This window comes from Leisingera sp. S232 (assembly GCF_049800895.1).
In the GTDB taxonomy this organism is placed as follows: Bacteria; Pseudomonadota; Alphaproteobacteria; order Rhodobacterales; family Rhodobacteraceae; genus Leisingera.
This window is the reverse complement of the sequence record NZ_JBNAFX010000006.1, coordinates 26,966-52,601: the sequence shown is the minus strand read 5'-3', so window position 1 is coordinate 52,601 and position 25,636 is coordinate 26,966. Positions and strand designations below refer to the sequence as shown.

27 protein-coding genes are annotated in these 25,636 nt (G+C 63.2%); 9 read left to right on the top strand and 18 right to left on the bottom strand.

Annotation, left to right across the window (positions count from 1 at the left end):
• Positions 1–21: 21 nt before the first annotated feature.
• Entirely contained in the window at positions 22–555 is a 534-nt protein-coding gene (locus ACP151_RS06570; RefSeq protein ID WP_424978075.1) for a DUF6446 family protein, read from the bottom strand.
• Between the two features lie 17 nt (positions 556–572).
• The gene (locus ACP151_RS06565; RefSeq protein ID WP_424978074.1) at positions 573–1,514 is read right to left on the bottom strand and encodes a glycine--tRNA ligase subunit alpha; all 942 of its coding nucleotides are present in this window, start codon (positions 1,512–1,514) and stop codon (positions 573–575) included.
• Positions 1,515–1,769: 255 nt separating this feature from the next.
• On the opposite strand from ACP151_RS06565, the gene ACP151_RS06560 reads away from it, so the two are divergent.
• Positions 1,770–3,530, top strand: coding sequence for a trypsin-like peptidase domain-containing protein (locus ACP151_RS06560; protein ID WP_424978073.1), 1,761 nt, complete (start codon positions 1,770–1,772; stop codon positions 3,528–3,530).
• 307 nt (positions 3,531–3,837) lie between these two features.
• Here ACP151_RS06560 and ACP151_RS06555 read toward each other — a convergent pair whose 3' ends face one another.
• From ACP151_RS06555 to ACP151_RS06540, 4 genes are all read right to left on the bottom strand, one after another.
• A complete protein-coding gene (locus ACP151_RS06555; RefSeq protein ID WP_424978072.1) occupies positions 3,838–4,479 on the bottom strand; it encodes an SDR family oxidoreductase in 642 nt (213 codons plus the stop codon).
• Positions 4,480–4,510: 31 nt separating this feature from the next.
• A complete protein-coding gene (locus tag ACP151_RS06550) occupies positions 4,511–5,044 on the bottom strand; it encodes a DUF1178 family protein (RefSeq protein ID WP_424978070.1) in 534 nt (177 codons plus the stop codon).
• Between the two features lie 78 nt (positions 5,045–5,122).
• A complete protein-coding gene (locus tag ACP151_RS06545) occupies positions 5,123–5,917 on the bottom strand; it encodes an EcsC family protein (RefSeq protein WP_424978069.1) in 795 nt (264 codons plus the stop codon).
• Positions 5,918–5,943: 26 nt separating this feature from the next.
• Complete coding sequence (locus ACP151_RS06540) at positions 5,944–6,432, bottom strand: GNAT family N-acetyltransferase (protein WP_424978068.1); 489 nt, start codon at positions 6,430–6,432, stop codon at positions 5,944–5,946.
• A gap of 98 nt (positions 6,433–6,530) precedes the next feature.
• On the opposite strand from ACP151_RS06540, the gene ACP151_RS06535 reads away from it, so the two are divergent.
• On the top strand, positions 6,531–7,136 hold the full coding sequence (locus ACP151_RS06535; RefSeq protein WP_424978067.1) for a flavin reductase family protein: 606 nt from the start codon (positions 6,531–6,533) through the stop codon (positions 7,134–7,136).
• Positions 7,137–7,144: 8 nt separating this feature from the next.
• Entirely contained in the window at positions 7,145–7,786 is a 642-nt protein-coding gene (locus ACP151_RS06530; protein WP_424978066.1) for a CatB-related O-acetyltransferase, read from the top strand.
• Positions 7,787–7,891: 105 nt separating this feature from the next.
• On the opposite strand, the gene ACP151_RS06525 is transcribed toward ACP151_RS06530, so the two are convergent.
• The gene (locus tag ACP151_RS06525) at positions 7,892–9,535 is read right to left on the bottom strand and encodes a SulP family inorganic anion transporter (RefSeq protein WP_424978065.1); all 1,644 of its coding nucleotides are present in this window, start codon (positions 9,533–9,535) and stop codon (positions 7,892–7,894) included.
• Between the two features lie 586 nt (positions 9,536–10,121).
• On the opposite strand from ACP151_RS06525, the gene ACP151_RS06520 reads away from it, so the two are divergent.
• The 4 genes from ACP151_RS06520 (at position 10,122) to ACP151_RS06505 (ending at position 13,519) form a co-directional block, all read left to right on the top strand.
• Positions 10,122–10,985, top strand: a complete 864-nt coding sequence (locus tag ACP151_RS06520) for an S-methyl-5'-thioadenosine phosphorylase (protein ID WP_424978159.1) — start codon at positions 10,122–10,124, stop codon at positions 10,983–10,985.
• Positions 10,986–11,151: 166 nt separating this feature from the next.
• Positions 11,152–12,162, top strand: coding sequence for a DUF418 domain-containing protein (locus ACP151_RS06515; protein WP_424978064.1), 1,011 nt, complete (start codon positions 11,152–11,154; stop codon positions 12,160–12,162).
• A gap of 54 nt (positions 12,163–12,216) precedes the next feature.
• Positions 12,217–12,846, top strand: a complete 630-nt coding sequence (locus ACP151_RS06510) for a LysE family translocator (protein ID WP_424978063.1) — start codon at positions 12,217–12,219, stop codon at positions 12,844–12,846.
• 133 nt (positions 12,847–12,979) lie between these two features.
• Complete coding sequence (locus tag ACP151_RS06505; RefSeq protein WP_424978062.1) at positions 12,980–13,519, top strand: adenine phosphoribosyltransferase; 540 nt, start codon at positions 12,980–12,982, stop codon at positions 13,517–13,519.
• Between the two features lie 222 nt (positions 13,520–13,741).
• Here ACP151_RS06505 and ACP151_RS06500 read toward each other — a convergent pair whose 3' ends face one another.
• On the bottom strand, positions 13,742–15,160 hold the full coding sequence (locus ACP151_RS06500) for an FAD-binding oxidoreductase (RefSeq protein ID WP_424978061.1): 1,419 nt from the start codon (positions 15,158–15,160) through the stop codon (positions 13,742–13,744).
• Between the two features lie 41 nt (positions 15,161–15,201).
• A complete protein-coding gene (locus ACP151_RS06495; RefSeq protein ID WP_424978060.1) occupies positions 15,202–16,026 on the bottom strand; it encodes an MBL fold metallo-hydrolase in 825 nt (274 codons plus the stop codon).
• Positions 16,027–16,112: 86 nt separating this feature from the next.
• Between ACP151_RS06495 and ACP151_RS06490 the strand changes: the two genes are divergently transcribed.
• Entirely contained in the window at positions 16,113–16,238 is a 126-nt protein-coding gene (locus ACP151_RS06490) for a hypothetical protein (protein ID WP_424978059.1), read from the top strand.
• 59 nt (positions 16,239–16,297) lie between these two features.
• Here the strand turns inward: ACP151_RS06490 and ACP151_RS06485 are convergent, their stop codons facing one another.
• The 9 genes from ACP151_RS06485 to coxB all read right to left on the bottom strand — a co-directional run bounded on the left by ACP151_RS06485 (position 16,298) and on the right by coxB (position 23,795).
• On the bottom strand, positions 16,298–16,888 hold the full coding sequence (locus ACP151_RS06485; RefSeq protein WP_424978058.1) for a GNAT family N-acetyltransferase: 591 nt from the start codon (positions 16,886–16,888) through the stop codon (positions 16,298–16,300).
• Positions 16,888–18,150 carry a M16 family metallopeptidase gene (locus ACP151_RS06480; protein ID WP_424978057.1) on the bottom strand — a complete coding sequence of 421 codons (1,263 nt, stop codon included), beginning with the start codon at positions 18,148–18,150 and terminating at the stop codon, positions 16,888–16,890. Before ACP151_RS06480 ends, ACP151_RS06485 begins: the two co-directional genes overlap by 1 nt.
• Complete coding sequence (gene thrC / locus ACP151_RS06475) at positions 18,147–19,535, bottom strand: threonine synthase (RefSeq protein WP_424978056.1); 1,389 nt, start codon at positions 19,533–19,535, stop codon at positions 18,147–18,149. Before thrC ends, ACP151_RS06480 begins: the two co-directional genes overlap by 4 nt.
• An 18-nt stretch (positions 19,536–19,553) precedes the next feature.
• Positions 19,554–20,222 (bottom strand): SURF1 family protein, encoded by a 669-nt coding sequence (locus ACP151_RS06470; protein WP_424978055.1) that lies wholly within the window; start codon positions 20,220–20,222, stop codon positions 19,554–19,556.
• A gap of 102 nt (positions 20,223–20,324) precedes the next feature.
• Positions 20,325–21,134 carry a cytochrome c oxidase subunit 3 gene (locus ACP151_RS06465; RefSeq protein ID WP_424978054.1) on the bottom strand — a complete coding sequence of 270 codons (810 nt, stop codon included), beginning with the start codon at positions 21,132–21,134 and terminating at the stop codon, positions 20,325–20,327.
• A gap of 23 nt (positions 21,135–21,157) precedes the next feature.
• The gene (locus tag ACP151_RS06460) at positions 21,158–21,745 is read right to left on the bottom strand and encodes a cytochrome c oxidase assembly protein (protein WP_424978053.1); all 588 of its coding nucleotides are present in this window, start codon (positions 21,743–21,745) and stop codon (positions 21,158–21,160) included.
• Positions 21,745–21,909 (bottom strand): cytochrome C oxidase assembly protein, encoded by a 165-nt coding sequence (locus tag ACP151_RS06455; RefSeq protein WP_424978052.1) that lies wholly within the window; start codon positions 21,907–21,909, stop codon positions 21,745–21,747. Before ACP151_RS06455 ends, ACP151_RS06460 begins: the two co-directional genes overlap by 1 nt.
• Position 21,910: 1 nt before the next feature.
• Positions 21,911–22,852, bottom strand: a complete 942-nt coding sequence (cyoE, locus tag ACP151_RS06450) for a heme o synthase (RefSeq protein ID WP_424978051.1) — start codon at positions 22,850–22,852, stop codon at positions 21,911–21,913.
• Between the two features lie 97 nt (positions 22,853–22,949).
• On the bottom strand, positions 22,950–23,795 hold the full coding sequence (gene coxB / locus ACP151_RS06445; RefSeq protein WP_424978050.1) for a cytochrome c oxidase subunit II: 846 nt from the start codon (positions 23,793–23,795) through the stop codon (positions 22,950–22,952).
• 194 nt (positions 23,796–23,989) lie between these two features.
• Here coxB and tldD point away from each other — a divergent pair, with 194 nt between their 5' ends.
• The gene (tldD, locus tag ACP151_RS06440; RefSeq protein ID WP_424978049.1) at positions 23,990–25,411 is read left to right on the top strand and encodes a metalloprotease TldD; all 1,422 of its coding nucleotides are present in this window, start codon (positions 23,990–23,992) and stop codon (positions 25,409–25,411) included.
• The last annotated feature ends 225 nt before the right edge of the window (positions 25,412–25,636 follow it).

Here is a 25,636-nt window from a genome sequence, read left to right as displayed (position 1 = left end):
CGGGCATGGTGCGCGGGCTCATCAATTGCCCCCGCCTGCCTCTGGCCGGGGCGGGCATTCCTCGCCCACCACGGTACCGTCATAGGCTTTCTGGCCGCAGTCGTTCAGCTCATGCCAGACATAGCCGCGGCCCTCGTCCGTGACGGCGACAATGCGGTCGACGCCATAAGAGATGTTCTTGACCGACAGGAACGGCTTGGCCGAGCCTTCTGCCAGCTTGGCACCGATGGCGGCGGCATCGAAACAGCCAAACCAGTCCGGAGCATTGCGCGGCTCGATCTTGTCCGACAGGGTAAAGACCTGCGCCAGCGCATCCGGCGTCATCTTGGTGGTGAAACAGGCGCGGTAGCGGATCGGGGAGCTGTCAGCGTCAATCGCCTGGAAATCCGCATAGGCGATCGGCTGGGCCGCGCCGCCATCCAGCGGCACCAGCATCACATCGCGGCCCGGTTGCAGCGCAACCTCATCATAAAAGCCATAGACCTGCAGGTAATACATCGCCCCCCCGGCCGCGAGGCCGGAGACGATCAGGATCAGGGCAAGGAGTTTCCCCATAACGTGCTGTCTCCTGCTCAGGCCGCGGTCTCGGCCACATGGCCGCCGGCTTCGGTCAGCACAAAGGCATCGGCGCATTGCTTGGCCAGCGCCCGGACACGGCCGATATAGGCTTGGCGTTCGGTCACCGAAATCACCCCGCGGGCATCCAGCAGGTTGAAGATGTGGGACGCCTTGATGCACTGGTCATAGGCCGGATGCGCCATGATGATGCGCTTGTCGGTCTTCGGGTCCTGATGCTCTTGCGCCAGGATGGCGGCGCATTCGGCCTCAGCCTCCTCGAAATGGCGCAGTAGCACTTCGGTATTGGCCACGTCAAAGTTCCAGCGGGCGTATTCTTCCTCGGTCTGCTTGAACACATCGCCATAAGACAGCGGGATCAGCGCGTCCGGGTCATTATAGGGCATGTCCATCACATGATCGACACCCAGCACATACATCGCCAGACGCTCCAGACCATAGGTCAGCTCGCCTGAGACCGGATGACAGTCATGGCCGCCGACCTGCTGGAAATAGGTGAACTGGCTGACTTCCATGCCGTCGCACCAGACCTCCCAGCCCAGACCCCAGGCGCCCAGCGTCGGGCTTTCCCAGTCATCTTCGACAAAGCGGATGTCATGCATCGCCATATCAACGCCAATCGCCTCAAGGCTGCCCAGATACAGCTCTTGGAGGTTCGGCGGGCTGGGTTTGATCAGCACCTGATATTGGTAGTAATGCTGCAGCCGGTTCGGGTTCTCGCCATAGCGTCCATCGGTCGGGCGACGCGACGGCTGCACATAGGCCGCAGCCCAGGCCTTGGTCCCCAGCGAGCGCAGCGTGGTCGCCGGGTGGAAGGTGCCGGCGCCGACTTCCATGTCATAGGGCTGCATCACTGCGCAGCCTTTGGCGGCCCAGTAGTTCTGAAGCCTCAGGATAATCTCTTGGAAGGAGCGCGGCGCGCCGTTGGTCTGGGTCATCTCTCATCCCTTTGGGGGCATCTGGGGCAGCAATTGCGGGGTTCTTCCTATGCAAGGCTCTTGGCAGGGTCAACGCCCTCTGCCCGCTTGAACGCCATCCATGCACCGGCGGCCGGCGCGCATCGGCAACAAAAGTGCGGGAATGCGGCAACGGACCGGCAATTCCCCCTGACATGAGGAGTTCCCTTCGGCGCCGCAAAATGCTTAACCTCCGCCTCAAAGAATAAGTGTATTTCCGGGATACGAGGCCGACACATGAAAAAACTGTTTGCCGCTCTGGCCCTGCCGCTGATTGCGCTGGCCATTGCGTTCACGGCGCCTGTTGCGGCGCAAAGCAGCCGCGATGGCGTCTGGATCCAGATCGCCGCCCGCCCCTCTTTGACGCAGGCCGAAGCAGAAGCCCGCAGCTTCGCCACCCGCCTGCCCGATGTGTCGGGCTTTGCGCTTGGCGGCGGCTGGTACGGCGTGGTTCTGGGCCCCTACACCCGCGCGGATGCCGAACGGGTGCTGCAGGTCTACCGCGCCGAAGGCCAGATCCCGCGTGACAGCTTCATTGCATTCCAGCGCAACCTGCGCAGTCAGTTCTACCCGGTTGCCGCAGAAGCTGCCCCGTCTGCTGTTCCTGCGCCGGTCCCGGCGGCCCCCGCCACGCCAGAACCGCAGCCGCAGACAGCTGTGCAGACAGCCCTGCCGGATGAGACCCCGGCCCAGGCCCGCCGCAGCGAGCGCGAGCTCAGCCGCGAACAGCGCATGGAGCTGCAGGTCGCGCTGAAGGCCGCTGGCTTTTACACCTCCAGCATCGACGGCGCCTTTGGCCGCGGCACCCGACGCTCAATGAGCGACTGGCAGGCCGCCCGCGGCTTTGAGCCGACCGGGGTGCTGACCACCGCCCAGCGCCAGGTGCTGATGGATGAATACAACGCGCCGCTGATCTCTGTCGGCATGGCGCGGGTGGAGGATACCAAGGCAGGCATTGCTCTGCAGATCCCGGCCGGCGAAGTGGGGTTTGACCGCTATGAATCGCCTTTTGCCCATTACGCCAGCACGGGAGATCTGGGCGCCCAGCTGCTGCTGATCAGCCAGCCGGGCGACAAGCGCACCCTGTTTGGCCTCTATGACATCCTGCAAACGCTGGAGATCGTGCCGCTGGAAGGCCCGCGTGAGCGTGGCTCTGACAGCTTCACCATCGAAGGCCGCAGCAGCAAGACCGTCTCCTTCACCCAGGCAAGCCTGAAAAACGGCGAGATCAAGGGCTTCACCCTGATCTGGCCCGCAGGCGACGAGGACCGCCGCACCCGCGTGCTGGCCGCCATACAATCCAGCTTCAGCCGTCTCGAGGGCGTGCTGGACCCGGCTGCAGGCGGCGATGCGGTGCAAAGCATCGACCTGGTCTCCGGTCTGGAAATCCGCAAGCCGAAACTGTCGCGCACCGGTTTCTTTGTAGATGGCAGCGGCAGCGTCCTGACCACCTCCGATGTGGTGGCCGGCTGCACACGGATCACTCTGGATCACGGCTATCAGGCTGATATTGCGGCCAACAACTCCGCCGAGGGCATCGCTGTTCTGAAACCGGCAGAGGCACTGGCGCCAGCCGCTGTGGCGGGCCTCAGCACCGCCTCGCCGCGCCTGCAGTCCGAAGTCGCGGTCTCCGGCTTCTCCTATGAGGGCGTGCTGGGCGCCCCCAGCCTCACCTGGGGCCGGATCGCTGATGTCAAAAGCCTGGATGGCGACACCAGGGTGGCGCGCCTGGATCTGGCTGCCCAGCCCGGCGATGCGGGCGGTCCGGTTCTGGATGCAACCGGTGCCGTTCTGGGCATGCTGCTGCCGCAGAAGAGCGGTGGCAAACAGCTGCCGGAAGGCGTCAGCTTTGCTGCCAATGCCGAGGCAATCCGCAGCGCTCTGGACGCAGCCGGCGTGGCCCCCGCGGCCCAGCCGGCGGCGGCTGGCAGCCTGCCCAATGCGGCAATGACCCGGCTCGCCTCCAGCATGACCGTTCTGGTCAGCTGCTGGGAGTAACCTATCCGGCCGCAACTGACCCGCGGTCCTGAAACATCAAAAGCCGGCGCGGTTCCCGCGCCGGCTTTTTTATGAACAGCTGCGGCAGGCTGCCGTTTGGCCTATCCAAAGGCTCCCGCCCGGCTCCGGGCCTCCCCGGCCCCTCGGCCGTTTGGGTTTGCCCGGGGCCGGGGGCCTGGGGCCCGCGCCGCGCATCGCGCGGCGCCCGGCCCAAGGCCGGCAAGGGAGCTGGCACAGCCAGGTTTCTGCGGGCGCGGGAGCAACCCCTGAATTCCGGTCTAAGTTTCAGCCTTTGCTGCCGCCAAGGTCAGTAGGGATGAATACGGCCATCCCAGGTGTGGAAGCACCCGGAGGTGTCCAGGGACAGAATGTCAAACTCATTGATCAGCCCGGCCACCGACTCCTGCACCGTGATCTCCCCCTCGTAACCGCCCATATCAGTCTGCACCCAGCCCGGATGGTAGATCCCCACGGCGATGCCCTCTGGTTGCAGGTCAGTGGCCAGATTGCGCCCGATGTTCAGCGCCGCGGCTTTGGACGCCCGATAGGCATAACTGCCACCCGGCGCCTGCGAATGGCTGGCCATCTGCGACGACAGGATGGCGATCTTGGGATTGTCCGCCAGCCGCAGGTTCGGCAGCATCGCCTGTGCGGTCAGAAACACGCCAGTCACATTGGCCGCCAGCGTCTTGGCCCAGACCTCGGCCGAGTAATCCTCTAGCCCCATTGCCTTGTCGATATAGACGCCGGCATTGCAGACCAGCAAATCCACCGCGCGCCCCTTGATCTGGGCCGCAAACCGCGCCTGCTGGCCGGGGTCCGAGACATCCAGCTTGACGCCGGAGGAATGGTCGCGCGAGGTTCCGGTCACCTCATGGCCTGCGGCCTGCAGCTGTTTCACCAGCTCCTTGCCGATACCGCGGCTGGTTCCCGTTACAACTGCATGCATTCTGCGCTGCCCTTCAATGATTGGTTCTGCCTCAATTTGATTTCCGGCCCGGACGGAAGGGCAGCGGCATCACCGGCACACCCTCCTCAATCAGCTCCCGCGCGTCTTCCAGCTTTGCCTCGCCGTGGATCGCCCGCTCTGGCGCCTCGCCCAGATGCATGGCCCGGGCTTCCTTCACAAAGCTGTCGCCGACGTAGTCCGAGTTTTCCTCGACCTTCTTGCGCAGCTCGCTCAGCGCCTTCTCCACCTCTCCCGAGGGGCGGCTGAGCATGCCCGGGCTTGTAAGGGCAGAGGCTGCAGGCGCCGGTGCCGCAGGGACCGGTGCCGCCGTAGACCCGTCCGCCGCAGAGTGATCTGCGGCCCTCCGCTCCGGCTCGCCAACTGCCGACACCGCCTTGCGTCCAGGGCGCACCCGCGGCGCCATGATTGCCTTTTCTACATCGGTGCCGCCGCATAGGGCACAGGACACCATCCCGGCTGCCGCCAGCTTGTCAAAAGCCGCCGCCGACTGGAACCAGCTGTCGAACTCATGGCCGGCCGCGCATTTGAGGCTGTATTGAATCATGTCTTTCCTCTTAGCAGGAAAAGCTGATTAAATCTGCCTGTCCGCCAAGCGCAAGAGGTCTCTGTGTCACCTGTGCCGCTACCGCGCGGCCTTTGGTGCCTTCAGCCGCATCCGCAGCCGGGCAATCAGCTCCTGCTGCGGCACATCTGCCTCCACCGCAAGGCGCCGCAGTCCGAAATGCACATGCGCCATTTCCCGGTAGTAGCCCGCAAAGACATAGTTGATGGTGGCCCCGGCCACAGCCCCCGCAACCGGCACCGCCTGCGCCGCCAGTTTCTGTCCCAGCACCGCACCCAGCTTGGGCGCCACCTGGGCAATCAGCTTGTGCAGGGCGCCGGGCAGCCCCAGCCGGGCAGAGACAAAGCCCAGATCCGCCCCGTCATCCTCTGCCAGCGGCCCCGCCGTGGCAAAGACTTGGATGCAGTCAAAAGTCACGTTCTCCGAGTCCGGGTCAAAGCCCTCCGCCGCCGCGGCGCTCTGAATGCTGCGCAGCAGAAAGGCTGTTGTTGCGGGCAGCTCCACCAAGGCGCCGGGCAGCCCGGCTGCGCCCCCCGCAGCACCCATGGCCGCGCTCACCAGCCTGTCAACGCCGGGTTTCTGATCCGGCACCAGGCGGCGCGACCGGCTGGCGCCCTTCATGGCCGCCCGCAAGGCAGTCTCCGTGGCGCCGGTCAGCCCTGCCCGCACCGGCTCTGGCAGCCGCTCCAGCAGGCTCTCGCCGCTGCCACCCAGCCGGTTCAACAACTCCACGCCAGCGCCGCCCGCCCCCCGGTAGCGCGCCGCCAGCGCATCCAGCTCCGCCTCGATCTCTTGCGGGGTATAGGCCCGCGCCTTTGTCAGAAACTCTGCCACATGTGTCTCCTCTGCCCTCATAAAGATCGGCAGGGAGCCGCCTGATTTCAAGCCTGCCAGCGGCTGACCCGGCCCTGGATGCCCTGCCAGGCACCCGCCTGCAGCGCCAGCCCCAGCACCCGCTCCGGGTTGGTGGGCGGCGGCATTTCGACCCCTTCCAGCCGGGTAAAGCCGAAGCGCTGGTAATAGGGGGCATCGCCCACCAGCATCACCCTGCCCCAGCCGGTTTCCTCTGCCTTGGCGAGACTGTCGCGAATCAAAGATCCGCCCAGCCCTTCGCCCTGGCGGGTCGGATGCACCGCCACCGGCCCCAGCAGCAGCGCAGGTGCTGCGCCAATCAGAACCGGCCAATAGCGGATCGCTGCCGCCAGAATGCCATCGCTGTCGCGCGCAACCTCGCTCAGGCTTGCAACCGGCGGCACACCATCACGCAGACGGTAGGACGACAGCGCCTCGCGCCCGGGCGCAAAGCACAGGTCATAAAGCGCCTCAACCTCCCACCGGTCGTCCGGCTGTTCTGCCCTCAACTCGATCACGCCGCCCCTGCCTCCGCATTCTTCCTTGCAGGCTGGCGTTTGGCCTAGCATGCGCGTAAGCCTTGGGCAAACATCTATGAACTGCGCAGGAAACAGAAATGTTCTACCGCCCCGAGGACGGCCACGGCCTGCCCCACAATCCGTTCAACGCCATCGTCACCCCCCGGCCCATCGGCTGGATCTCCACCCGGTCCGCCGACGGGGTGAACAACCTGGCCCCCTATTCGTTTTTCAACGCGGTGGCCTATACGCCGCCGCAGGTGATGTTTGCCTCCACCAGCAGCAAACCGGATCAGGCAGGCACCAAGGATTCGGTCGCCAATATCGAGGCCACCGGCGTCTTTTGCGTCAACGTGGTGTCCTACGCGCTGCGCGACGCGATGAACGCAAGCTCTGCCGCCCTGCCCAAAGACGTGGATGAGTTCACCCATGCAGGCCTTGAGGTCGCAGACTGCAAAACCATCGCCTGCGCCCGTGTGGCCGCCGCGCCTGCAGCCCTTGAATGCAAGCTGACGCAGATCGTCACCCTGCCGGGCGAAGCCAACAAGGTGGTGTTCGGCGAGGTGACAGGCGTGCATCTGCGCGATGACTGCCTGAAAGAGGGCACCTTTGACGTCACCACCTTCCAGCCGCTGGCCCGCCTCGGCTACCGTGACTATTCCGTGGTGCGCGACCTGTTCCCGCTCACCCGCCCCGGTGAATGAGACCCGCCATGCCGCTTCCTGATCCCCGCAAGCGCAACCCGATCATCCTGCCCGATGGCACGCCCCACGCGGGCACCGTCATGCTGTCCCAGGTTCTGGATCACCCCAATATCCAGGCAGGCGATTATTCCTATGCCTCAGATTTCCAGGTGCCGGAAAACTGGGCCCAGCACCTGGCCCCATACCTGTTCCCCGGCGCCCGCGAACGGCTGCTGATCGGCCGTTTCTGCCAGATTGCCCATGGGGTGCGCTTTATCACCTCCTCGGCCAATCACGCCCAGGATGGGCTCAGCTGCTATCCTTTCCCGGTGTTTGACCCGGCCCAGATGGCAGGCTACCAGCCAGATACCCGCGACACGGTGATCGGCAACGACGTCTGGATCGGCTACGGCGCCCTGATCCTGCCCGGCGCCCGCATCGGCGACGGCGCCATCATCGGCGCTGGCGCCGTGGTGCGCGGCTCCATCCCGCCCTATGCCATCGTCACCGGCAACCCGGGCGCGGTGCAAAGCTTCCGCTTCCCGAAACCCCAGATCGCCCGCCTTCTCAGCCTCAAATGGTGGGACTGGCCAGCCGAGCTGCTGACTCGCGCCGAACCCGCCCTCCTCGCGGGGGACCTCGACATGCTGGAAACCCTCGCCCCCGACTGACCCTGCCCCCATGCCCTTGCTGGTATGGTGGGCCCCAAGCCCCCTCAAACAAGAAAGCCCGCAGTCCTCAGAACTGCGGGCTTTTCCTTTAGCACTCCGAACCGCTCAGTGGCCGCCCAGGACCCCGGTCTTGACCGAGTAATCCACCGCGATCTCATATTCAGGGTCGTCATCGCTGTCGACCATCAGGTGGCCCGCTTTGGCCAGCAGCTGGTGGCAGTCGCGGCTCAGGTGCCGCAGAACCACTTTCTTACCCTCGGCCTCATACTTCCCGGCAAGCGATTCAACCGCCTGCAGCGCCGACTGATCCACCACCCGGCTGCGCGCAAAATCGACAATCACATGATCCGGGTCGCCTGCCACATCAAACAGCTCGATGAACCCGTCGGTGGAGCCAAAGAACAGCGGCCCCTCGATCTCATAGACCTTGGCGCCCTTGTCGCTTTCGGACTCGCGGGTATAGGCGTGAATGCGGCGCGCGTTGTTCCAGGCATAGGCCAGCGCCGAGACAATGACACCGACAACCACAGCAATCGCCAGGTCGGTCATCACGGTCACCACCGTCACCAGCACGATCACAAAGGCGTCCATCATCGGCACTTTGGTCATGATCTTCAGGCTGTTCCAGGCGAAGGTGCCGATCACCACCATGAACATCACGCCCACCAGCGCCGCCAGCGGGATCTGCTCAATCAGTGGCGAGGCCGCCACGACGAACAGCAAAAGGAACAGCGCTGCAGTAATCCCCGCAATCCGCGTCCGTCCGCCGGATTTCACATTGATCATCGACTGGCCGATCATCGCACAGCCGCCCATGCCGCCAAAGAAGCCGGTGACCACATTCGATGCGCCCTGCGCAATGCATTCCTGGCTAGCCCCGCCGCGCTTGCCGGTGATCTCACCAACCAGGTTCAGGGTCAGCAGGCTCTCGATCAGGCCGATGGCCGCCAGAATGACCGCATAGGGCAGGATGATCCACAGGGTCTCCAGCGTGAAGGGCGCAAGCGCCGTGCCATAAAGCCCCTCACCGCTGCCAAACGGGTTGTGGAACGCCGGGAAACCGCCCTTGATCGAGGCCATATCGCCCACGGTCGGCACGTCAATGTTCAGCGCAATGACCAGAACCGCCACAACGCCGATCCCCGCCAGCGGCGCCGGGATAACGGATGTGATCTTAGGCATCCCCCAGATGATCAGCATGGTGAGGCCAACCAGTCCCAGCATCATATAAAGCTGCATCCCGCCCAGCCATTCTTCGCCACCAGAACCCGGCACCTTGAACTGGGTCAGCTGCGCCAGGAAAATCACGATCGCCAGACCGTTCACAAAGCCCAGCATCACCGGATGCGGCACCAGCCGGATGAACTTGCCCCAATGCATGACGCCCGCGATGATCTGCAGAATGCCCATCAGCACCACGGTGGCAAAGAGATATTCCACCCCATGCTGCGCCACCAGCGCCACCATCACCACCGCCAGCGCGCCAGTTGCTCCAGAAATCATCCCCGGCCGGCCGCCGAACACTGCAGTGATCAGACCCACCATAAAGGCCGCATAAAGCCCCACCAGCGGATGCACCCCGGCAACAAAAGCAAAGGCAACGGCCTCTGGCACCAGCGCCAGCGCCACAGTAAGGCCCGACAGCAATTCGGTGCGCACGCGGCCCACGGTAAAGCCCTCGTCCTGCATGATCGAAAGATTGGGCGGGGAAATCTGCTTGGCCAGCAAAGCCATGGCTGCGCGTTTCATAAGGTATACCTGTGCTCGGGAGGAAAGCTGTTGCGCCGCCCCTAGCGGAAATGCGCCTTTGGGGCAAGGGTGCGGCGCCGGGGAGTTCCTGTCGCGCAGCCAAATATAGCACCATCTGCCTGCCATTCACCGCTTCAACCGCAGTGTGATCCTTGCAGAAATGAAAGGCGCGTTCCGCTTCACTGTCCGGCACGGGCAGGAGCAGAGGCACGGGTAACCGCAGGAACTCACCCGGCTGCCTGAAAGCTCCGATACAGCCCTTGCCGGTTTTCTGGTCCCTGGCAAAATCCGCGACCTTGTGAACGGATGCCCGCGCCATAGCCCACCCCCTTGCCTGTACGGCATTTCCCGGCGCAAATTGCCCCCGCTCTTTCATCTTTCTCCAAATACTCATGCCCCGCTCCCGGCAGGCGGCTGTGCCCCCAAGAGAAGACCCCCCGCCCTCGCCGTGCCCGCCCGCTGTACAGCGGGTGCCAGGCGGCGCCCCCGTCACCCCCTGTTGAACACCCCGCCCTTGCCAAATCCGGCCCCGCTTGCGCATATCCTCATAGCAGCATCAGGAGGGCAAAACTTGACCAAGGAAACCATGATCGCCGTGATCGGCGGCTCCGGCATTTATGACATCGACGGGCTGGAAGGCGCCGAATGGGTCACGGTCGACACGCCCTGGGGGGCGCCGTCGGACCAGATCCTGACCGGCAGCCTGGACGGCGTCAAAATGGCCTTTCTGCCTCGCCACGGCCGCGGCCATGTGCATTCCCCGACCCAAGTTCCCTACCGCGCCAATATCGACGCGCTGAAGCGGCTGGGGGTCACCGATGTGTTCTCCGTCTCTGCCTGCGGCTCCTTCCGCGAGGAAATGGCGCCGGGTGATTTTGTGGTTGTGGATCAATTCATTGACCGCACATTTGCCCGCGAGAAAAGCTTCTTTGGCACCGGCTGCGTGGCCCATGTCAGCGTGGCACATCCCACCTGCGAACGGCTGTCGGACGCAGCCGAAGCGGCGGCCAAGGATGCAGGGATCAAGATCCACCGCGGCGGCACCTACCTGTGCATGGAGGGGCCGCAGTTCTCCTCGATGGCCGAAAGCAAACTCTACCGCGCGCAATGGGGCTGCGATGTGATCGGCATGACCAATATGCCCGAAGCCAAGCTCGCCCGTGAGGCAGAGCTGTGTTACGCCTCGGTGGCCATGGTCACCGATTACGACAGCTGGCACCCAGAGCATGGCGCGGTGGAGATCACCGATATCATTGCCACGTTGCAGGGCAACTCTGCCAACGCCCGCGAGCTGGTCCGTCGCCTGCCCGCCCTTCTGGGCAAAGAGCGCAAGGACTGCCCGCATGGTTGCGACACCGCACTGGAATACGCCATCATGACCGCGCCTGAAAAACGCGACCCGGCGCTCTTGGCAAAACTGGACGCGGTTGCCGGCCGGGTACTGGGCTGACCCGCAGCCCGTGCAGGCAGCAACGCATGGGAGTGGTCTTTTCAGGCCGCCCCTTTTCATTGCCCCCTGCCGTGCCGATATCTGTGCAGTTGCAGCCATTGCGGTTCTGTCGAGCAGTTCTTTCGAGCCGTGCGTTTGAACGTTTCTTTTGATTTCAGGGGGTCTCATGCGGCTGCACGGATTGGACATCGCCCGCTTTCTGGCCTTCTGCGGCATGGTGCTGGTGAACTTCCGGATTGCCGCCAAGGTCACCCCAGGCACCGATACCGCATCGCTGCTCACCAACGCGCTGGAAGGGCGGGCCGCAGCGCTGTTTGTGGTGCTGGCTGGCATCGGCCTGTCGCTGGGCCGCCCGGACCGGGCTGCAATCTTCCGCCGTGCACTGTTCCTGTTCGCGGTCGGGCTGTTGAACCTCACCATTTTCGAGGCCGACATCCTGCATTTCTACGCGCTCTACTTCCTGTTGGCGCTGCCGTTTCTGACTGCCTCCAGCGGGGCACTCCTGCGGACAGCAGCAGCCGTTGTTCTCATCGGCTTCATCAGCCTGCTGGCGCTCAACTACGAGGTGCATTGGACCTGGGAGACCCTGGAATACACCGATTTCTGGACTGTTGAAGGCTTCCTGCGGCATTCCTTCTTTAACGGCTGGCACCCGGTGTTTCCCTGGGCGGCCTTCCTGTTCATCGGCATGTGGGCTGGACGCCTCCCCCTCTCCAGCCGTCGCACTCAGGCCCATCTGGTCTTTTGGGGAACCGCAGCCGCAGGGCTGGGGGTCTTGCCGGGCCTCTTCAACCCGAACCCTGAGCTGGCAGAGCTGTTGGGCACAAGTTCCATCCCACCCGGCCCCTTCTATGTCATCGCCGCAGCCGGCAGTGCGCTGGCGGTCACCGGGCTGGTGCTGGCCATTACGCCTGCGCTCAACAAAATCGGGCTGGCGAAAGGGCTGGCTGCCCCGGGCCGGCAGGCGCTCAGCCTTTATGCCGCGCATATCCTTTTGGGCATGGGCATGCTGGAGACAATGGGCCAGCTCGACGGCTCGCTCAGCACCAGCGGCGTATTCGTCTATTCACTGGGGTTCTGCGCCTTCTCCATGGTGCTGGTGTGGCTGTGGAACATCTTTGCAAAACACGGACCACTTGAGGCGTTGATGCGGTGGACAACCCGTTTCCCCCGTTGACGTGGGCCTGTTTCCCGGGCTTGCTGCTGGCAGGCTTTTTTCCGGGAGACCCTGATGGACCTGAATCTTTGGCTCGCATTCTGCGCCGCTTCGATTGCCCTGCTGCTGATCCCGGGGCCTACCGTCCTGCTGGTGCTGAGCTATGCACTGTCCAAAGGTCGGCAGGTCGCTGTGGCGTCGGCCCTTGGCGTCGCTTTGGGAGACTTCATCGCCATGAGCGCCTCTCTGGCGGGGCTGGGCGCGCTGGTGATGGCCTCAGCCACGCTGTTTTCTGTGCTGAAATGGGCCGGTGCGGCCTATCTGGTCTGGCTGGGCGTGAAACTCTGGCGCAGCGCGCCGCAGGCAGCCATTGAACAATTTGCGCCGGACAGCGGCATAAGGGCGCGCGGGGTCTTCGGGCATGCAGCCGCGGTCACTGCGCTGAACCCGAAATCCATCGCCTTTTTCATCGCCTTCGTGCCGCAGTTCATCCGGCCGGATGCAGGGCTTGCGCCTCAGTTCGCCGTTCTGATTGCCACTTTCGTAGGGCTGGCAGCCTTGAATGCGCTGGCCTATGCATTGCTGGCTGACAGGCTGCGGAAATGGATCGCCCAGCCTGCAGCTGCCGCGGCGGTGACCCGCACCGGTGGCCTCGCCCTGATCGGAATGGGCGCAGCCACAGCGCTTCTGCGCCGCCCCGCCTGACAGCAACCAGGCCGCACAGCCGTCCGGCCTGCCCCTCTCCCCTCTTGCAAGAAACCTTGGCTTCGGCCAAACCGCATATGGCCCGGCTGCACTTCAGGGCCGATTTCATATTTGAGCCAGTGGAGCCGAACCGATGCCTAAGAAGCCCGCCGTCAAGGATTACATCCGCACCATCGTGGACTTTCCCCACGAAGGGATCATGTTCCGCGATGTGACCACCCTGTTTGCCGACCCGCGCGGCTTTCGCATGGCGATCGACCAGATGCTGCATCCCTATGCGGGCGAGCAGATCGACAAGGTGGTCGGGCTTGAAGCCCGCGGTTTCATCCTGGGCGGTGCCATTGCGCATCAGCTAAGCGTCGGTTTTGTACCGATCCGCAAAAAGGGCAAACTGCCCGGCACCACCATCAGCCAGGACTACAAGCTGGAATACGGCGAAGCGATTGTGGAAATCCACGATGATGCGATCAAGCCGGGCGAGAAAATCCTGGTCGTGGACGACCTCTTGGCCACCGGTGGCACCGCAGGCGCCGGCATCAAGCTGATTGAGCGGCTGGGCGGCGAGATCATCTCCTGCGCCTTCATCGTCGATCTGCCGGAACTGGGCGGCCGCAAGCTGCTGGAGGACATGGGCATGGATGTGCATGTGCTCTGCGAATTCGAGGGGCTTTGATCCCGTTCCCCGGCCTGCGGGAAGCTCCCGCCGGTCAGACGCCTTTCTGCCGAAAGTCTGTTCCCGTTGGGCATGGCCCCTTCAGGCCCCCTGGGCCAGAAGGGGCGCGCCGCGCGAATGCGCGGCGCCCGGCCCAAAGCCGCCAGGCGGTCCGGCGCAGCCGGGCAGCCGCGGGTGCGGGAGCGCTCCGCCGGTTTGAGACCCCTCCGCCTGCCAGAAGGCTCAGCCCTGTCTCAGCACTGCGCCCGGGTTCATGATGCCATTGGGATCCAGCGCCTGTTTGACCGCCCGCATCGCTGCCAGTCTCACCGGATCGCCATAACGCTCCAGATCGCCGGTCTTCAGCCGTCCCACCCCATGCTCGGCACTGAAAGAGCCGCCCAAGGCATGCACCAGCTCATGCACGACCTCTTTTACTGCGCCGCGCAAGGAGTCATAGTCTTCCCGCCTGCGCCCTTTGGCCGGAAAGACATTGTAATGCAGATTGCCGTCGCCCAAATGGCCAAAGCAATTGATGCGAAAGTCGCCAAGCCGGGCGATCACTTCGCTGCCCTCATCAATAAAGGCTGGGATCTGCGAAATCGGCACCGAGATGTCATGGCTCGACACCGAGCCGATCGCCTTGTTTGCCAGCGGGATATTCTCGCGCACAGCCCATAACATCTGCCGCTGCGCCCCGGATTGGGCAATCACCCCGTCTTGCACCAGATCTGCGGTTTCCGCGGCTGCGAACAGCTCGGCCAGGACCTCTTGCGCCTCCAGCCCCTTTGGCAGCCCCAGCTCGATCAGCACACTCCATTCAGGCGCTCCGGCAAAGGGCTGGCGGACCTGCGGCAGTGTCTCCGTCAGGAAATCCAGCCCTTGGCGATGGATCAGCTCGAAGGCGCTGACCGCTTCGCCCACCTGGTCGCGGGCCAGCGCCAGCAGAGCAAGGGCCGCCTGCGGGTCTGTCACGGTGAAGATGGCCGTTCCCAGCGACGCCGGAACCGGTGAAAGCTTCAGAGCCGCAGCGGTAATCACGCCCAAGGTGCCTTCCGCCCCGATCAGCAGGTTCCTCAGGTCATAGCCGGTGTTGTCCTTCCTGAGCCGCGACAGCCCCCGCCAGATTTCACCTGAGGGCAACACCGCTTCCAGCCCCAGACAAAGGTCGCGGGCATTGCCGTAGCGCAGCACATTGACACCGCCGGCATTGGTCGACAGGTTGCCGCCAATCCGGGCCGAGCCCTCCGCCGCCAGCGACAGCGGGAACAAGCGCCCCGCATCCTGCGCCGCGGCCTGAACATCGGCCAGTATGGCCCCGGCTTCAGCGATCAGCACATTCTCCTGGGCATGCACAGCCCGGATGGCTGCCAGCCTTTCCAGTGAAACCACCAGCGGCGCCGGGCCTTCCGGCATGAGCTGACCACCAACCAGACCGGTGCCGCCGCCATAGGGAACCACCGGCACCCGTGCCAGATTGGCCTCGCGCAACAATGTGGCGACCTGCTCGACATTCTGCGGTGCGGCCAGCAGACCTGCCTGCCCCTGGAACCGGCCGCGCGGCTCTTCCAGATACCGTGGCTCAGGCGCGCGCAGAACCCCATCGGGCAACAGGGCAGAGAGGCGGGCGGCAAAGCCAGTGTCAGCAGGGTTCAGCGTCATGCCCTATCCATGCCGCAAGGCCCTGCGGCTGGCAAGCCGGGTCACTCGTCTTCCAGCAGGAACTTGGGGCGCAGTACATGGATGGTAGGGCGGCCGGGCAGGCTGCGCAGCGACACGGTCAGTTCACTTGCCCCGTCATCCACCACATCGAATTCCGGGCCGATCCGGGCCAGGAAACGCTCCAGAGAATAATCGCTGAACCAATGCATCGGGATGATTACAGACGAGCGCAGCCGCCCCAGCACCTCCAGCATCTGCTCCAGCGGCAGGGTAATGCCGCCATCCACCGCCGCCATCACCACGTCCAGCCGACCGAGGGCTGCAAACTGCTCCGGCGTTGGCACATGGTGCAAATGCCCCAAATGGCCGATACACAGGCCCGCGGCCTCGAACACAAAGATCGAATTGCCCCGCACCTCCACCCCGCCGAACATGTTGCGGATGTCGGTCGACACATTGCGGATCAGCATTTCGCCAAGATCCAAGAAGTGATCGATGCCTGCACCCGGCGGCCCCCAGCCCTGCAGCACATGCGGGATCGCGGGGTCGGGGTGGGCGGTCCAATGGGTTTCATGGGCGTGGTTCATGGTGACCACATCGGGGATCAACGGCGCGGAACCCGTGAAGCCGGTGAAGTCGGTCACGATATTCAACCCGCCTTCGGTCCTGATCAGGAAAGAGGCATGGGCAATGTAGCGGATATGCACGCTGTCCTTGGCAACCGGCGCCTGCCAGCTGGCCTGGTGCAAATACTGCAGGCCGGGCGCGGCCCCCGCCAAAGCAATGCAATGGCTGCCCCGCCGCTCCTGCGCCTGCAGGGCAGTGGCACACAGAATGAAGCACAGCAGAGAGAAAATCGCGCGCATGAGGCAGTTCTAGCGCGCCAGCACCCGCTGTCAGCCCCAGTCGCGCGAAATTCGAACCACATGCTCTCCCGCCTGCTCATGCAGAATTGAAAATTCTGCCCCGCAGTTGGGCCTGGCGCCATGCTGGCGCATGGCGCGGCACCGCTTGCGGCCTGATCCAGCGCCGCACCGCAGGGGCGGCGCCCGGCCCAACGGGCGTGGTGCATCTGTGATGCGCCGACGCCGGGCGGGAGACCTTCGCGGCAAGAAGAACCGCCCTTGGCTCCTGCCCCTAGGCCTGCCCCGTCAGCGTCTTGCCGCGGCGGTCGTGGCGCAGGGAGGCATAGAGCACATGAGTGCGCCAGCGACCATTGATCTGCAGATAGGACTGGGCGACGCCTTCGTATTTGAAACCGGATTTTTCCAGCAGCCCACGCGATGCCTGGTTTTCCGGCAGGCAGGCGGCCTCAATCCGGCTGAGGTCCAGCTTGGTGAAGGCATGATGCACCACCGCGCCGATGGCCTCGCGCATGTATCCCTGTCGGGCAAAGGACTGGCCGGTCCAGTAACCCAGCGTGCCCGCCTGGGCCGGACCGCGCCGGATATTGTCGAGCGTTATGGCGCCAACCAGCAGGTTGTCACAGCGGCGGATCAGGAACAGCGGCATTGCGGTACCGCCGGACACTGAACGCCGCGCCCAATAGACCCGGTTGGTAAAGCTTTTGCGGCTGAGATGATCCGCCGCCCAACTGGGTTCCCATTGTGTCAGATAGGACTGGCTCTGCTGCCGGAGCGCCGACCAGCCGTGAAAATCCGCATGCACCGGCGGCCTGAGGGTCAGGCGCTCGGTTTCGATACGGACCTTGCGGCGATTGAGCAGCATCAGGCGGCGCGCCTCTCCTGCAGCCTCTCCAGCGTGGGCGCCCCGTTCACCGGGCCATAAAGCGCCAGCGCCGCAGGTGCCGACACCGCCATGGTCTCCGCCAGCGCGCGCACATCTTTGGTGGTGACCGCATTGATACGGTCCACCGTGCTTTCCAGCGACGGCACCTTGCCCCAGATCTGCACCAGCCGCGCCAGCCGTTCAGCCCGGTTCGAGGGGCTTTCCAGCCCCATCAGCATCCCGGCCTTCATCTGGGCACGGGCGCGTTCAACCTCGGCATCGCTCATATCATCCGCGGCGCGTTTCATCTCGTCGATGGTGATGCCCGCCAGCTCTGCCAGCTGCTCGCCCGAGGTTCCGGCATAAACGGTCATCGCGCCGGTATCGGCATAAGAGCCTGCCTGCGCAAAGATCGTGTAGCAAAGGCCGCGCTTTTCGCGCACCTCCTGAAACAGCCGCGAGGACATGCCGCCGCCAAGCGCGCTGGCATAGATCTGTGCGGTGTACATCGACTGGTTGCGGTAGCCGGGCCCTTCAAAGGCCAGCGCGAAATGCGCCTGCTCCAGATCCTTCACCTGCCGTGCCTCGCCGCCGGTGAAGGTCGCGCCTTCTGCAGTGAATTCCGGCTTGGCCTGCATATGGCCGAACAGCTGCTCTGCCAGTTTGACCAGCGCGTCATGATCCACGCCGCCCGCGGCTGCCAGGATCATCTGGCCGGGGCCGTAATGTTCGCCGACAAAGCCTTGCAGATCCTCGCGGCTGAAGCTGCGTACACGCTCCGCCGGGCCCAGAATGGTCCGTCCCAGCGGCTGGCCGCGATAGCTTTCTTCCTGCAGCCAGTCAAAGATCACGTCGTCCGGCGTATCCAGCGACTGGCCGATCTCCTGCAGGATCACGCCGCGCTCGACTTCGATCTCGCGCGCATCGAACGCCGGATTGAGCAGGATATCCCCGATCACATCCACCGCCAGCGGCACGTCGCCTTTCAGCACCCGGGCGTAATAAGCCGTCACCTCGCGCGAGGTGTAGGCGTTGATGTAACCGCCTACATCCTCGATCTCCTCGGCGATCTGCAAGGCCGTGCGCCGCTGGGTGCCCTTAAAGGCCATATGCTCCAGAAAATGGGCGATGCCGTTTTGCTCCAGCCGCTCGTGGCGGCCGCCGGCGCTCACCCAGATCCCGACCGCCGCCGATTCCAGGCCCGGCATACGCTCGGAGACGATACGGAACCCGTTGGCGAGTGTGTGCTGCTGTACGGTCAATGCGCGATGTTCTTTCTGATGTGATTTTCAAGGGCAGCCAGATCATTGGCAATCCGGGTCACCCGTTCCGATCTCTCATACAGGTCGGACATGCGCGGCGGCAAGGGCGGATGAATGCCGCTGGCATCTTCTACAGCGGCCGGGAATTTCGCCGGATGCGCGGTGGCCAGGGTAATCATCGGCACGTCTGCCTTGCGGTGCTCATTTGCCACTTTCACGCCAACTGCGCCATGCGGGCACAGCAATTCGCCCGAGGCCGCCAGTTCGGACTTGATGGTGGCCAGCGTTTCTTCTTCAGAGGTACGGCCCGAGGCATAGGTTTCCGACAGCGCCTGCATCGCGCCTTGCGAGACGTCAAAGCCGCCGGTCTTCAGTTCATCCATCAACTGGGCAATGGCCTTGGCATCCTTGCCATAGGCGTAGAACAGGGCGCGCTCAAAGTTCGACGACACCTGAATATCCATCGACGGCGAGATCGAGGGCTGGGTGTCGCCCTTGTGATAGCCCTGCCCCGACAGGCAACGGTGCAGGATGTCGTTCTGATTGGTGGCGACCACCAGCTGATCAATCGGCAGGCCCATCTGCTTGGCGATAAAGCCCGCAAAAATGTCACCAAAGTTGCCTGTCGGCACGGTAAAGCTCACCTTGCGCTGCGGCGCGCCGAGGCTCACGGCGGCGGAGAAGTAATAAACCACCTGCGCCAACACGCGGGCGATATTGATCGAGTTCACACCTGCCAGCTTCACGCCATCGCGGAAATCGAAGTCATTGAACATGTCTTTGACGCGCGCCTGGCAATCGTCAAAGTCGCCGTCAACCGCCAGTGCATGCACATTGGCGTCCTGCGGTGTGGTCATCTGGCGGCGCTGCACCTCGGACACACGGCCATGCGGATAGAGGATGAACACATCCACATTGCTGAGGCCGCGGAAGGCCTCCATGGCGGCGGAACCCGTGTCGCCAGAGGTGGCGCCCGCAATGGTCACCCGGTCGCCCCGGCGCTCAAGTGCGGACTGGAACAGCTGGCCGATCAGCTGCATCGCAAAGTCCTTGAAGGCCAGCGTCGGGCCGTGGAACAGCTCCAGCAAGAAATGGTTCGGTGCCAGCTGTTTCAGCGGCGCGCGGGCGGCGTGGCCGAACCCTGCATAGGCACGGGCGATGATGGCGCGGAATTCTTCATCCGTGAAACAGTCGCCGATGAAAGGGCGCATGACGCGAAAAGCGGTTTCCTCATACGACAGCCCCGCCAGCGCCGCGATCTCGTCCTGGGACATCTGCGGGATTTCGGCTGGCACATAAAGCCCGCCGTCGCGCGCGAGGCCGGTCAGCATTGCGTCTTCAAAGGTCAGCTCGGGCGCTTGGCCCCGGGTCGAGATATATTTCATCGCCTTCAGCTCTTCAGGTTAGGGGCGGCTGCGCCGCAGAAAGTAGAGGGTCATCGCGGCCCAGATAAAGGCCAGCGAAAACCAGGTGATCGCGTATTGCAAGTGGTTGTTCGGGATGCCGGCAGTGTCGACCGGCATTGGCAGCAGGCCTGTCTCGCCCTCGGGATTCGCACGCAGGACAATCATCACTGCTTCGGTGTCCAGCTGTTTCGCCATCTGGTCCGCGTCGCGGGTGTACCAGATGTTGGCTGCAAGGTCCGGCTGGGGCGTGAAGCTGTCAGTCTCCTGCGGCCAGTGAATATTGCCTTCGATGACAGTTGCGCCCGTCAGACGCGCAGCCTGCTTTTCGGTCACCGTCACAAAGCCGCGGTCAATCAGCACCCGGCGGCCATCTTCCAGCGTGAAGGGGGAAATCACCCGGTACCCGGGACCGATGTCCTTGATCGACGTCAGAACATGCAGCTCTTCTGCACCGGCTTCCCCCTGCAGGCGGACAGGGCGGTACTTGTCCGTGTCCCTGTCCAAGGCCAGCGGCAGGTGGTCGGCAGCCGCACCGGCGATGCGCGCCTCGATGGTGGACAGGATGTCTTCCTTCCAGGCTTTGCGCTGCAGTTGCCAGGTGCCCAGGCCGATCAGAATGGCCAGGCCCGCGCCGCTGATGATCAACAGGAAGATGACACGCCGCATCCGGGCTGCTCCGCTTCAATAGACAAGGCGCGCAAGGTGTCCCCTGCGCGCCTTGCTCATTAAGGTCTGTCTGCGGTTTTTGAAACCGCAAACATGTAACCATTACAAACCAGCGGTGCCCCAGATGTAGACAGCCACAAACAGGAACAGCCAGACGACGTCCACAAAGTGCCAGTACCAGGCCGCGGCCTCAAAGCCGACGTGCTGTTCTGGGGTGAAGTCACCCTTCATTGCGCGGATCAGGCAGACAGTCAGGAAGATGGTGCCGATCACGACGTGGAAGCCGTGGAACCCGGTGGCCATGAAGAAGTTCGAATAGAACTCGTCTTCGCCAAATTTCCAGCCTTCGTGCAGCAGGTGCGCGTATTCATAGCCCTGCAGGAAGGTAAAGGCGACGCCAAAGGCGATACCGATGGCCAGGCCCTGGATCAGCGCCTTGCGATCGTTGTTGTGAACCAGCGCGTGGTGCGCCCAGGTCACCGCACAGCCAGACAGCAGCAGGATCAGGGTGTTGATCAGCGGCAGGTGAAACGGGTCAACTGCGTAGATCTCAGGTGCGGCATATTCGGTGCCGAAATAGGTCTCCATCGGGTACATGGCGTGTTTGAAAAATGACCAGAACCAGGCGAAGAAGAACATCACCTCGGACATCACAAACAGGATGAAACCGTAGCGCAGACCAATGCGGACAACGGGGGTGTGATCGCCGACCTTGCTTTCCTTGACCACTTCTGCCCACCAGGCAAAAGCGGTGTACAGAACGCCGACGAAGCCGATCCAGAACATCCAGGACGACATGCCCTTCATCCAGAAGACTGCGCCAACCAGCATGACGAATGCGCCAACCGCACTGGCCAGTGGCCAGATCGACGGTGGCAGAATGTGATAATCGTGATTTTTAGCGTGCGCCATTTAAGTGTCCCTCACCTAGCGGCCTAGTTCGTGGCTGTGCCTGCCCCGGTGTTATCCCCGGTATCAAGAGCAGCGACGCCCTCGGGCAGATCGATTTCATGGAACGTGTACGACAATGTAATCGTATGCACGTATTTCGCGTCCCGGTCATCAATGATTTCCGGATCAACATAGAAGGTCACGGGCATCTGCACCCGCTCCCCCGGCTGCAGCACCTGCTCGGTAAAGCAGAAGCAGTCGATTTTCTCAAAGAAGTAACCCGCCTGATAGGGCGCCACATTATAGGACGCCTGACCCGCGACAGGGCGGTCGGTCGGGTTATAGGCTTCATAGAAAGCCAGGCCGGTCTCTCCCAGCCTGATCTCCATCTCGCGCACCACGGGTTTGAACTCCCACGGCATGCCGCGTTCCTTGGAGCCGTCAAAACGCACGGTGATGGTCTGGTCCAACACGGTGTCGGACCCGGCATTGGCCACCTGCGTCACGCCGCCAAACCCGGTGACGCGGCAGAACCAGTCGTAAAAAGGCACAGACGCCCAGGACAGGCTGCCCATCAGCACAACGACGCCAATCAGCTGGGCCGCAGTCTTTTGGGGTCCTTGCAGCGCCATCAGTTCTGTTCTCCCTGCGCATCAGGGAACTTGAAGCTGGCAGAGGTCACTTTGACCATGGTCAGCGCCATCACCAGCACCACAAAGGCCGCCAGCAGGATGCCGACACCCTTGTTGAGCCCAGAACGCCGTTTGTGCAGTTCATGTTCCTTGTGCAGAGCCATGTTACCAGCCTCCCAAGCCATAGGGCTTTAGCAGCGCCTCGGCGAGAATCGCACCAAAGTGCAGGAACAGATACAGAAGCGACAGTTTGAAGAAGCTGCGCTCCACCTTGAAATTGTCTGCCTCGCAATCGTCTTCGTTGCGGCGGGTGATTTTCCAGGCCCCATGCAGGAACAGCGCGTTCAGCACCAGCGCCACCGCCAGATACAGCGGGCCGCCGATGCCAGAGAACGCGGTGCCCACGGCCAGAACAGCCAGCAGCACGGTGTAGACCAGAATGTGCACACGGGTGGCGCGGCGACCATGGGTCACGGTCAGCATCGGCACGCCGGCATCGTCATAATCCGAGCGCATGAACAGGGCCAGCGCCCAGAAATGCGGCGGCGTCCACATGAACGTCAGCAGGAACATCAGCCAGGGTTCGACCGACATGGTGCCAGTGGCGGCAATCCAGCCGATCACCGGCGGGAAAGCCCCCGCAGCACCGCCGATCACGATGTTCTGCGGCGTCGCCCGCTTCAGCCACATGGTATAGATCACCACATAAAAGAAGATGGTGAAGGCCAGAAAGGCACCGGCAAAAACATTCGCCGCCAGCGCCAGCATGATCACCGACAGACCCGACAGCGCCAGCCCCAGAGACAGCGCTTCGCCCTCTGTGACTTTGCCTGCGGGAATCGGGCGGCCCTTGGTGCGTTTCATCACCTTATCGATATCCGCATCCCACCACATGTTCAGCGCACCGGATGCGCCGCCGCCGATGGCGATGAACAGGATGGCGCAGAAACCAATGACCGGATGAACGCCAACCGGCGCCGCCAACAGGCCGACCAGAGCGGTGAACACCACCAGCGACATGACACGGGGCTTCAGCAGGGCGAAATAATCGCCAAAGCTGGCCTCGTCCTCATATGCCCGGCTTGCGTTGATGCTTGCGTCGCTCATCTTGGGTCCTTTGGCGGCAACGGGCGCGCAGGTCTGCGCACCCGGATCGTGTCACTGTACCGCATGCCGCCCATTCAGGCGCGCTGCGGCCAGGCTATCAGTTGGAAGCGACCTGATAGGCCTGCGGGATGCCCGCGTATTCTTCCTTGGCGCCTTCCAGCCAGGCGTCATATTCTGCCTGGGTTACCACTTTGACGGTGATCGGCATATAGGCATGGTCCTTGCCGCACAGTTCCGAACACTGACCAAAGTAGATGCCTTCCTTGCCCTCTTCGACCTCGAACCACAGCTGCGCCAGACGGCCGGGAACCGCGTCCTGCTTCACGCCGAAGGCCGGGATGGTCCAGGAGTGGATCACGTCGGCTGCAGTCACATTCATCACGATGGTCTTGCCCGACGGCACCACAACGGCGGTATCCGTGGCCAGCAGCCATTCATCCTCGGCATAACCGTGTGCAGCCAGATCTTCCTTGGGCAGCAGGAAGCTCTCGAAACCGAATTCGTGATCCTCATACTCATAGCCCCAGTACCACTGGTAGCCGGTCACCTTGATGGTGATGTCGCCTTCGGGGATTTCCTGCTGGGCAAACAGCTGCGGCAGCGAGAAGGATCCGATGAACACCAGCACCAGGATCGGAATGATGGTCCAGGCGATTTCAATCGGGGTGTGGTGGGTGAATTTGGCCGGGGTCGGGTTGGCACGCTTGTTGAACCGCAGGATCGCCCACAGCAGCAAACCCGCCACAAAGATGCAGATCACGGTGATGATCACCAGGATCATCCAGTCCAGCCTCACGATCCCGTCCATCAGCGACGTCGCCGCCGGCTGGAAGTTCAGGCCGCCGTCAACCGGCTTGCCAATGGTCTTCAGGCCTTCTTGCGCCATTGCTGGAAGGCTCGAAAGGCCGGCGAAAAGGCCCGAAAGCATCAAAGCGTTTTTCATGTTCTGTCCTGATCGGTTGATCGCATTGTTCCTGCGGCAGCACGAACGCCGGGAATCATTGATTCCACAAAACGCACCTGCCCCGTTGTCTTTGATGCCGCTTAAAATCATATTCGGGCGTACAGATAAAGAGGCAGCCAAGCGTCAAACCGTCGCTTTCTTGATTTAGATCAAAAAAATCTGAGGACCGTGCCATGGAAAACCCAGACTTCCGTCCCTTTGAAACCGCGCTTCCGCAGGATGAGGCCCTGGCCACCCTGCGCGATGCGCTGAACGGAGCAGAGGACGGAGAGATCTTTGCCGAACGTCGCAAGTCAGAGGCGCTGTCCTTTGATGACGGGCGGTTGCGCAGCGCCAGCTATGATGCCTCCGAAGGGTTTGGCCTGCGGGCCGTGAACGGCGATGTGGCGGGTTATGCGCATTCCACCGATGTTTCCATCGCCTCGCTCAAGCGGGCAGCGGAAACCGCCAAGCTGGCGGTTGGCGATGGCGGCGGCAGCTATGCGGATGCACCGCAGCCCACCAATACGAAGCTTTACACTGATGCTGATCCGATCAGCGCCATGCCGTTCCCGGTCAAGGTCGAGACACTGCGCGAAATCGACGATTATGCCCGCAACATCGACAAACGCGTGGTGCAGGTCTCGGCGTCACTTGCCGCCTCGCTGCAGGAGGTGGAGATTCTGCGCGCCGACGGGGTGCGGGTGCGCGACACCCGTCCGATGGCCCGGCTCAATGTCTCGGTGATCGTCGAAAAGGACGGCCGCCGCGAAGCCGGCTCGGCAGGCGGCGGCGGCCGGCTGGGTCTGGACGGGCTGGTCGATCCCGAACACTGGCAGGCGCAGGTGCAGGAGGCGCTGCGCATTGCCCTGGTCAATCTTGATGCTGTCCCGGCCCCGGCCGGCGAGATGGACGTGGTGCTTGGCCCCGGCTGGCCCGGCATCCTGCTGCACGAGGCAATCGGCCACGGGCTGGAGGGCGACTTCAACCGCAAAGGCTCCTCTGCCTTTGCGGGGCTGATGGGCCAGCAGATCGCCGCCAAGGGGGTCACCGTGCTGGACGACGGCACCATCCCGGACCGCCGTGGCTCAATCACCGTGGATGACGAAGGCACGCCAAGCCAGAAGACAACGCTGATCGAAGACGGCGTTCTGGTCGGCTTTATGCAGGACCGCCAGAACGCGCGGCTGATGGGGGTTTCCCCCACCGGCAACGGGCGGCGCCAGAGCTATGCCCATGCCCCGATGCCGCGGATGACCAATACCTACATGCTGGGTGGCGATTCTGCGCCGGACGATCTGGTGGCCGGCATCAAGGACGGCATCTGGGCAGTCGGCTTTGGCGGCGGACAGGTGGATATCACCAATGGCAAATTCGTGTTCTCCTGCACCGAAGCCTACCGGGTGAAGGACGGCAAGGTCGGCGCACCGGTTAAGGGGGCCACACTGATCGGGGACGGCGCCACCGCGCTCAAACAGATTCGCGGCCTTGGCAATGACATGGCGCTGGACCCCGGCATGGGCAACTGCGGCAAGGCCGGACAATGGGTGCCCGTCGGTGTCGGCCAGCCCTCGGTGCTGATGGGCGGACTGACAGTCGGCGGGTCAGCTGCATAAATCCGCCGCAAACCCATGCAGCTGATGCAAAATCCCGGACCGGCAGCAGGCTTTGCCGGTCCAGGCCGTGGCACGATGCACCACGCAACCCTGAATTGATTTTGAAAATTCCCCTACTTCTAACAGCTTAGGAAAATTTTCGACGCATTGGCAAAAAACTGCGGACTGTTCATCACCTGTTAACCCTCACAAGGTTAATTCTTGTCTTGCAAACAGGCGGAGCTG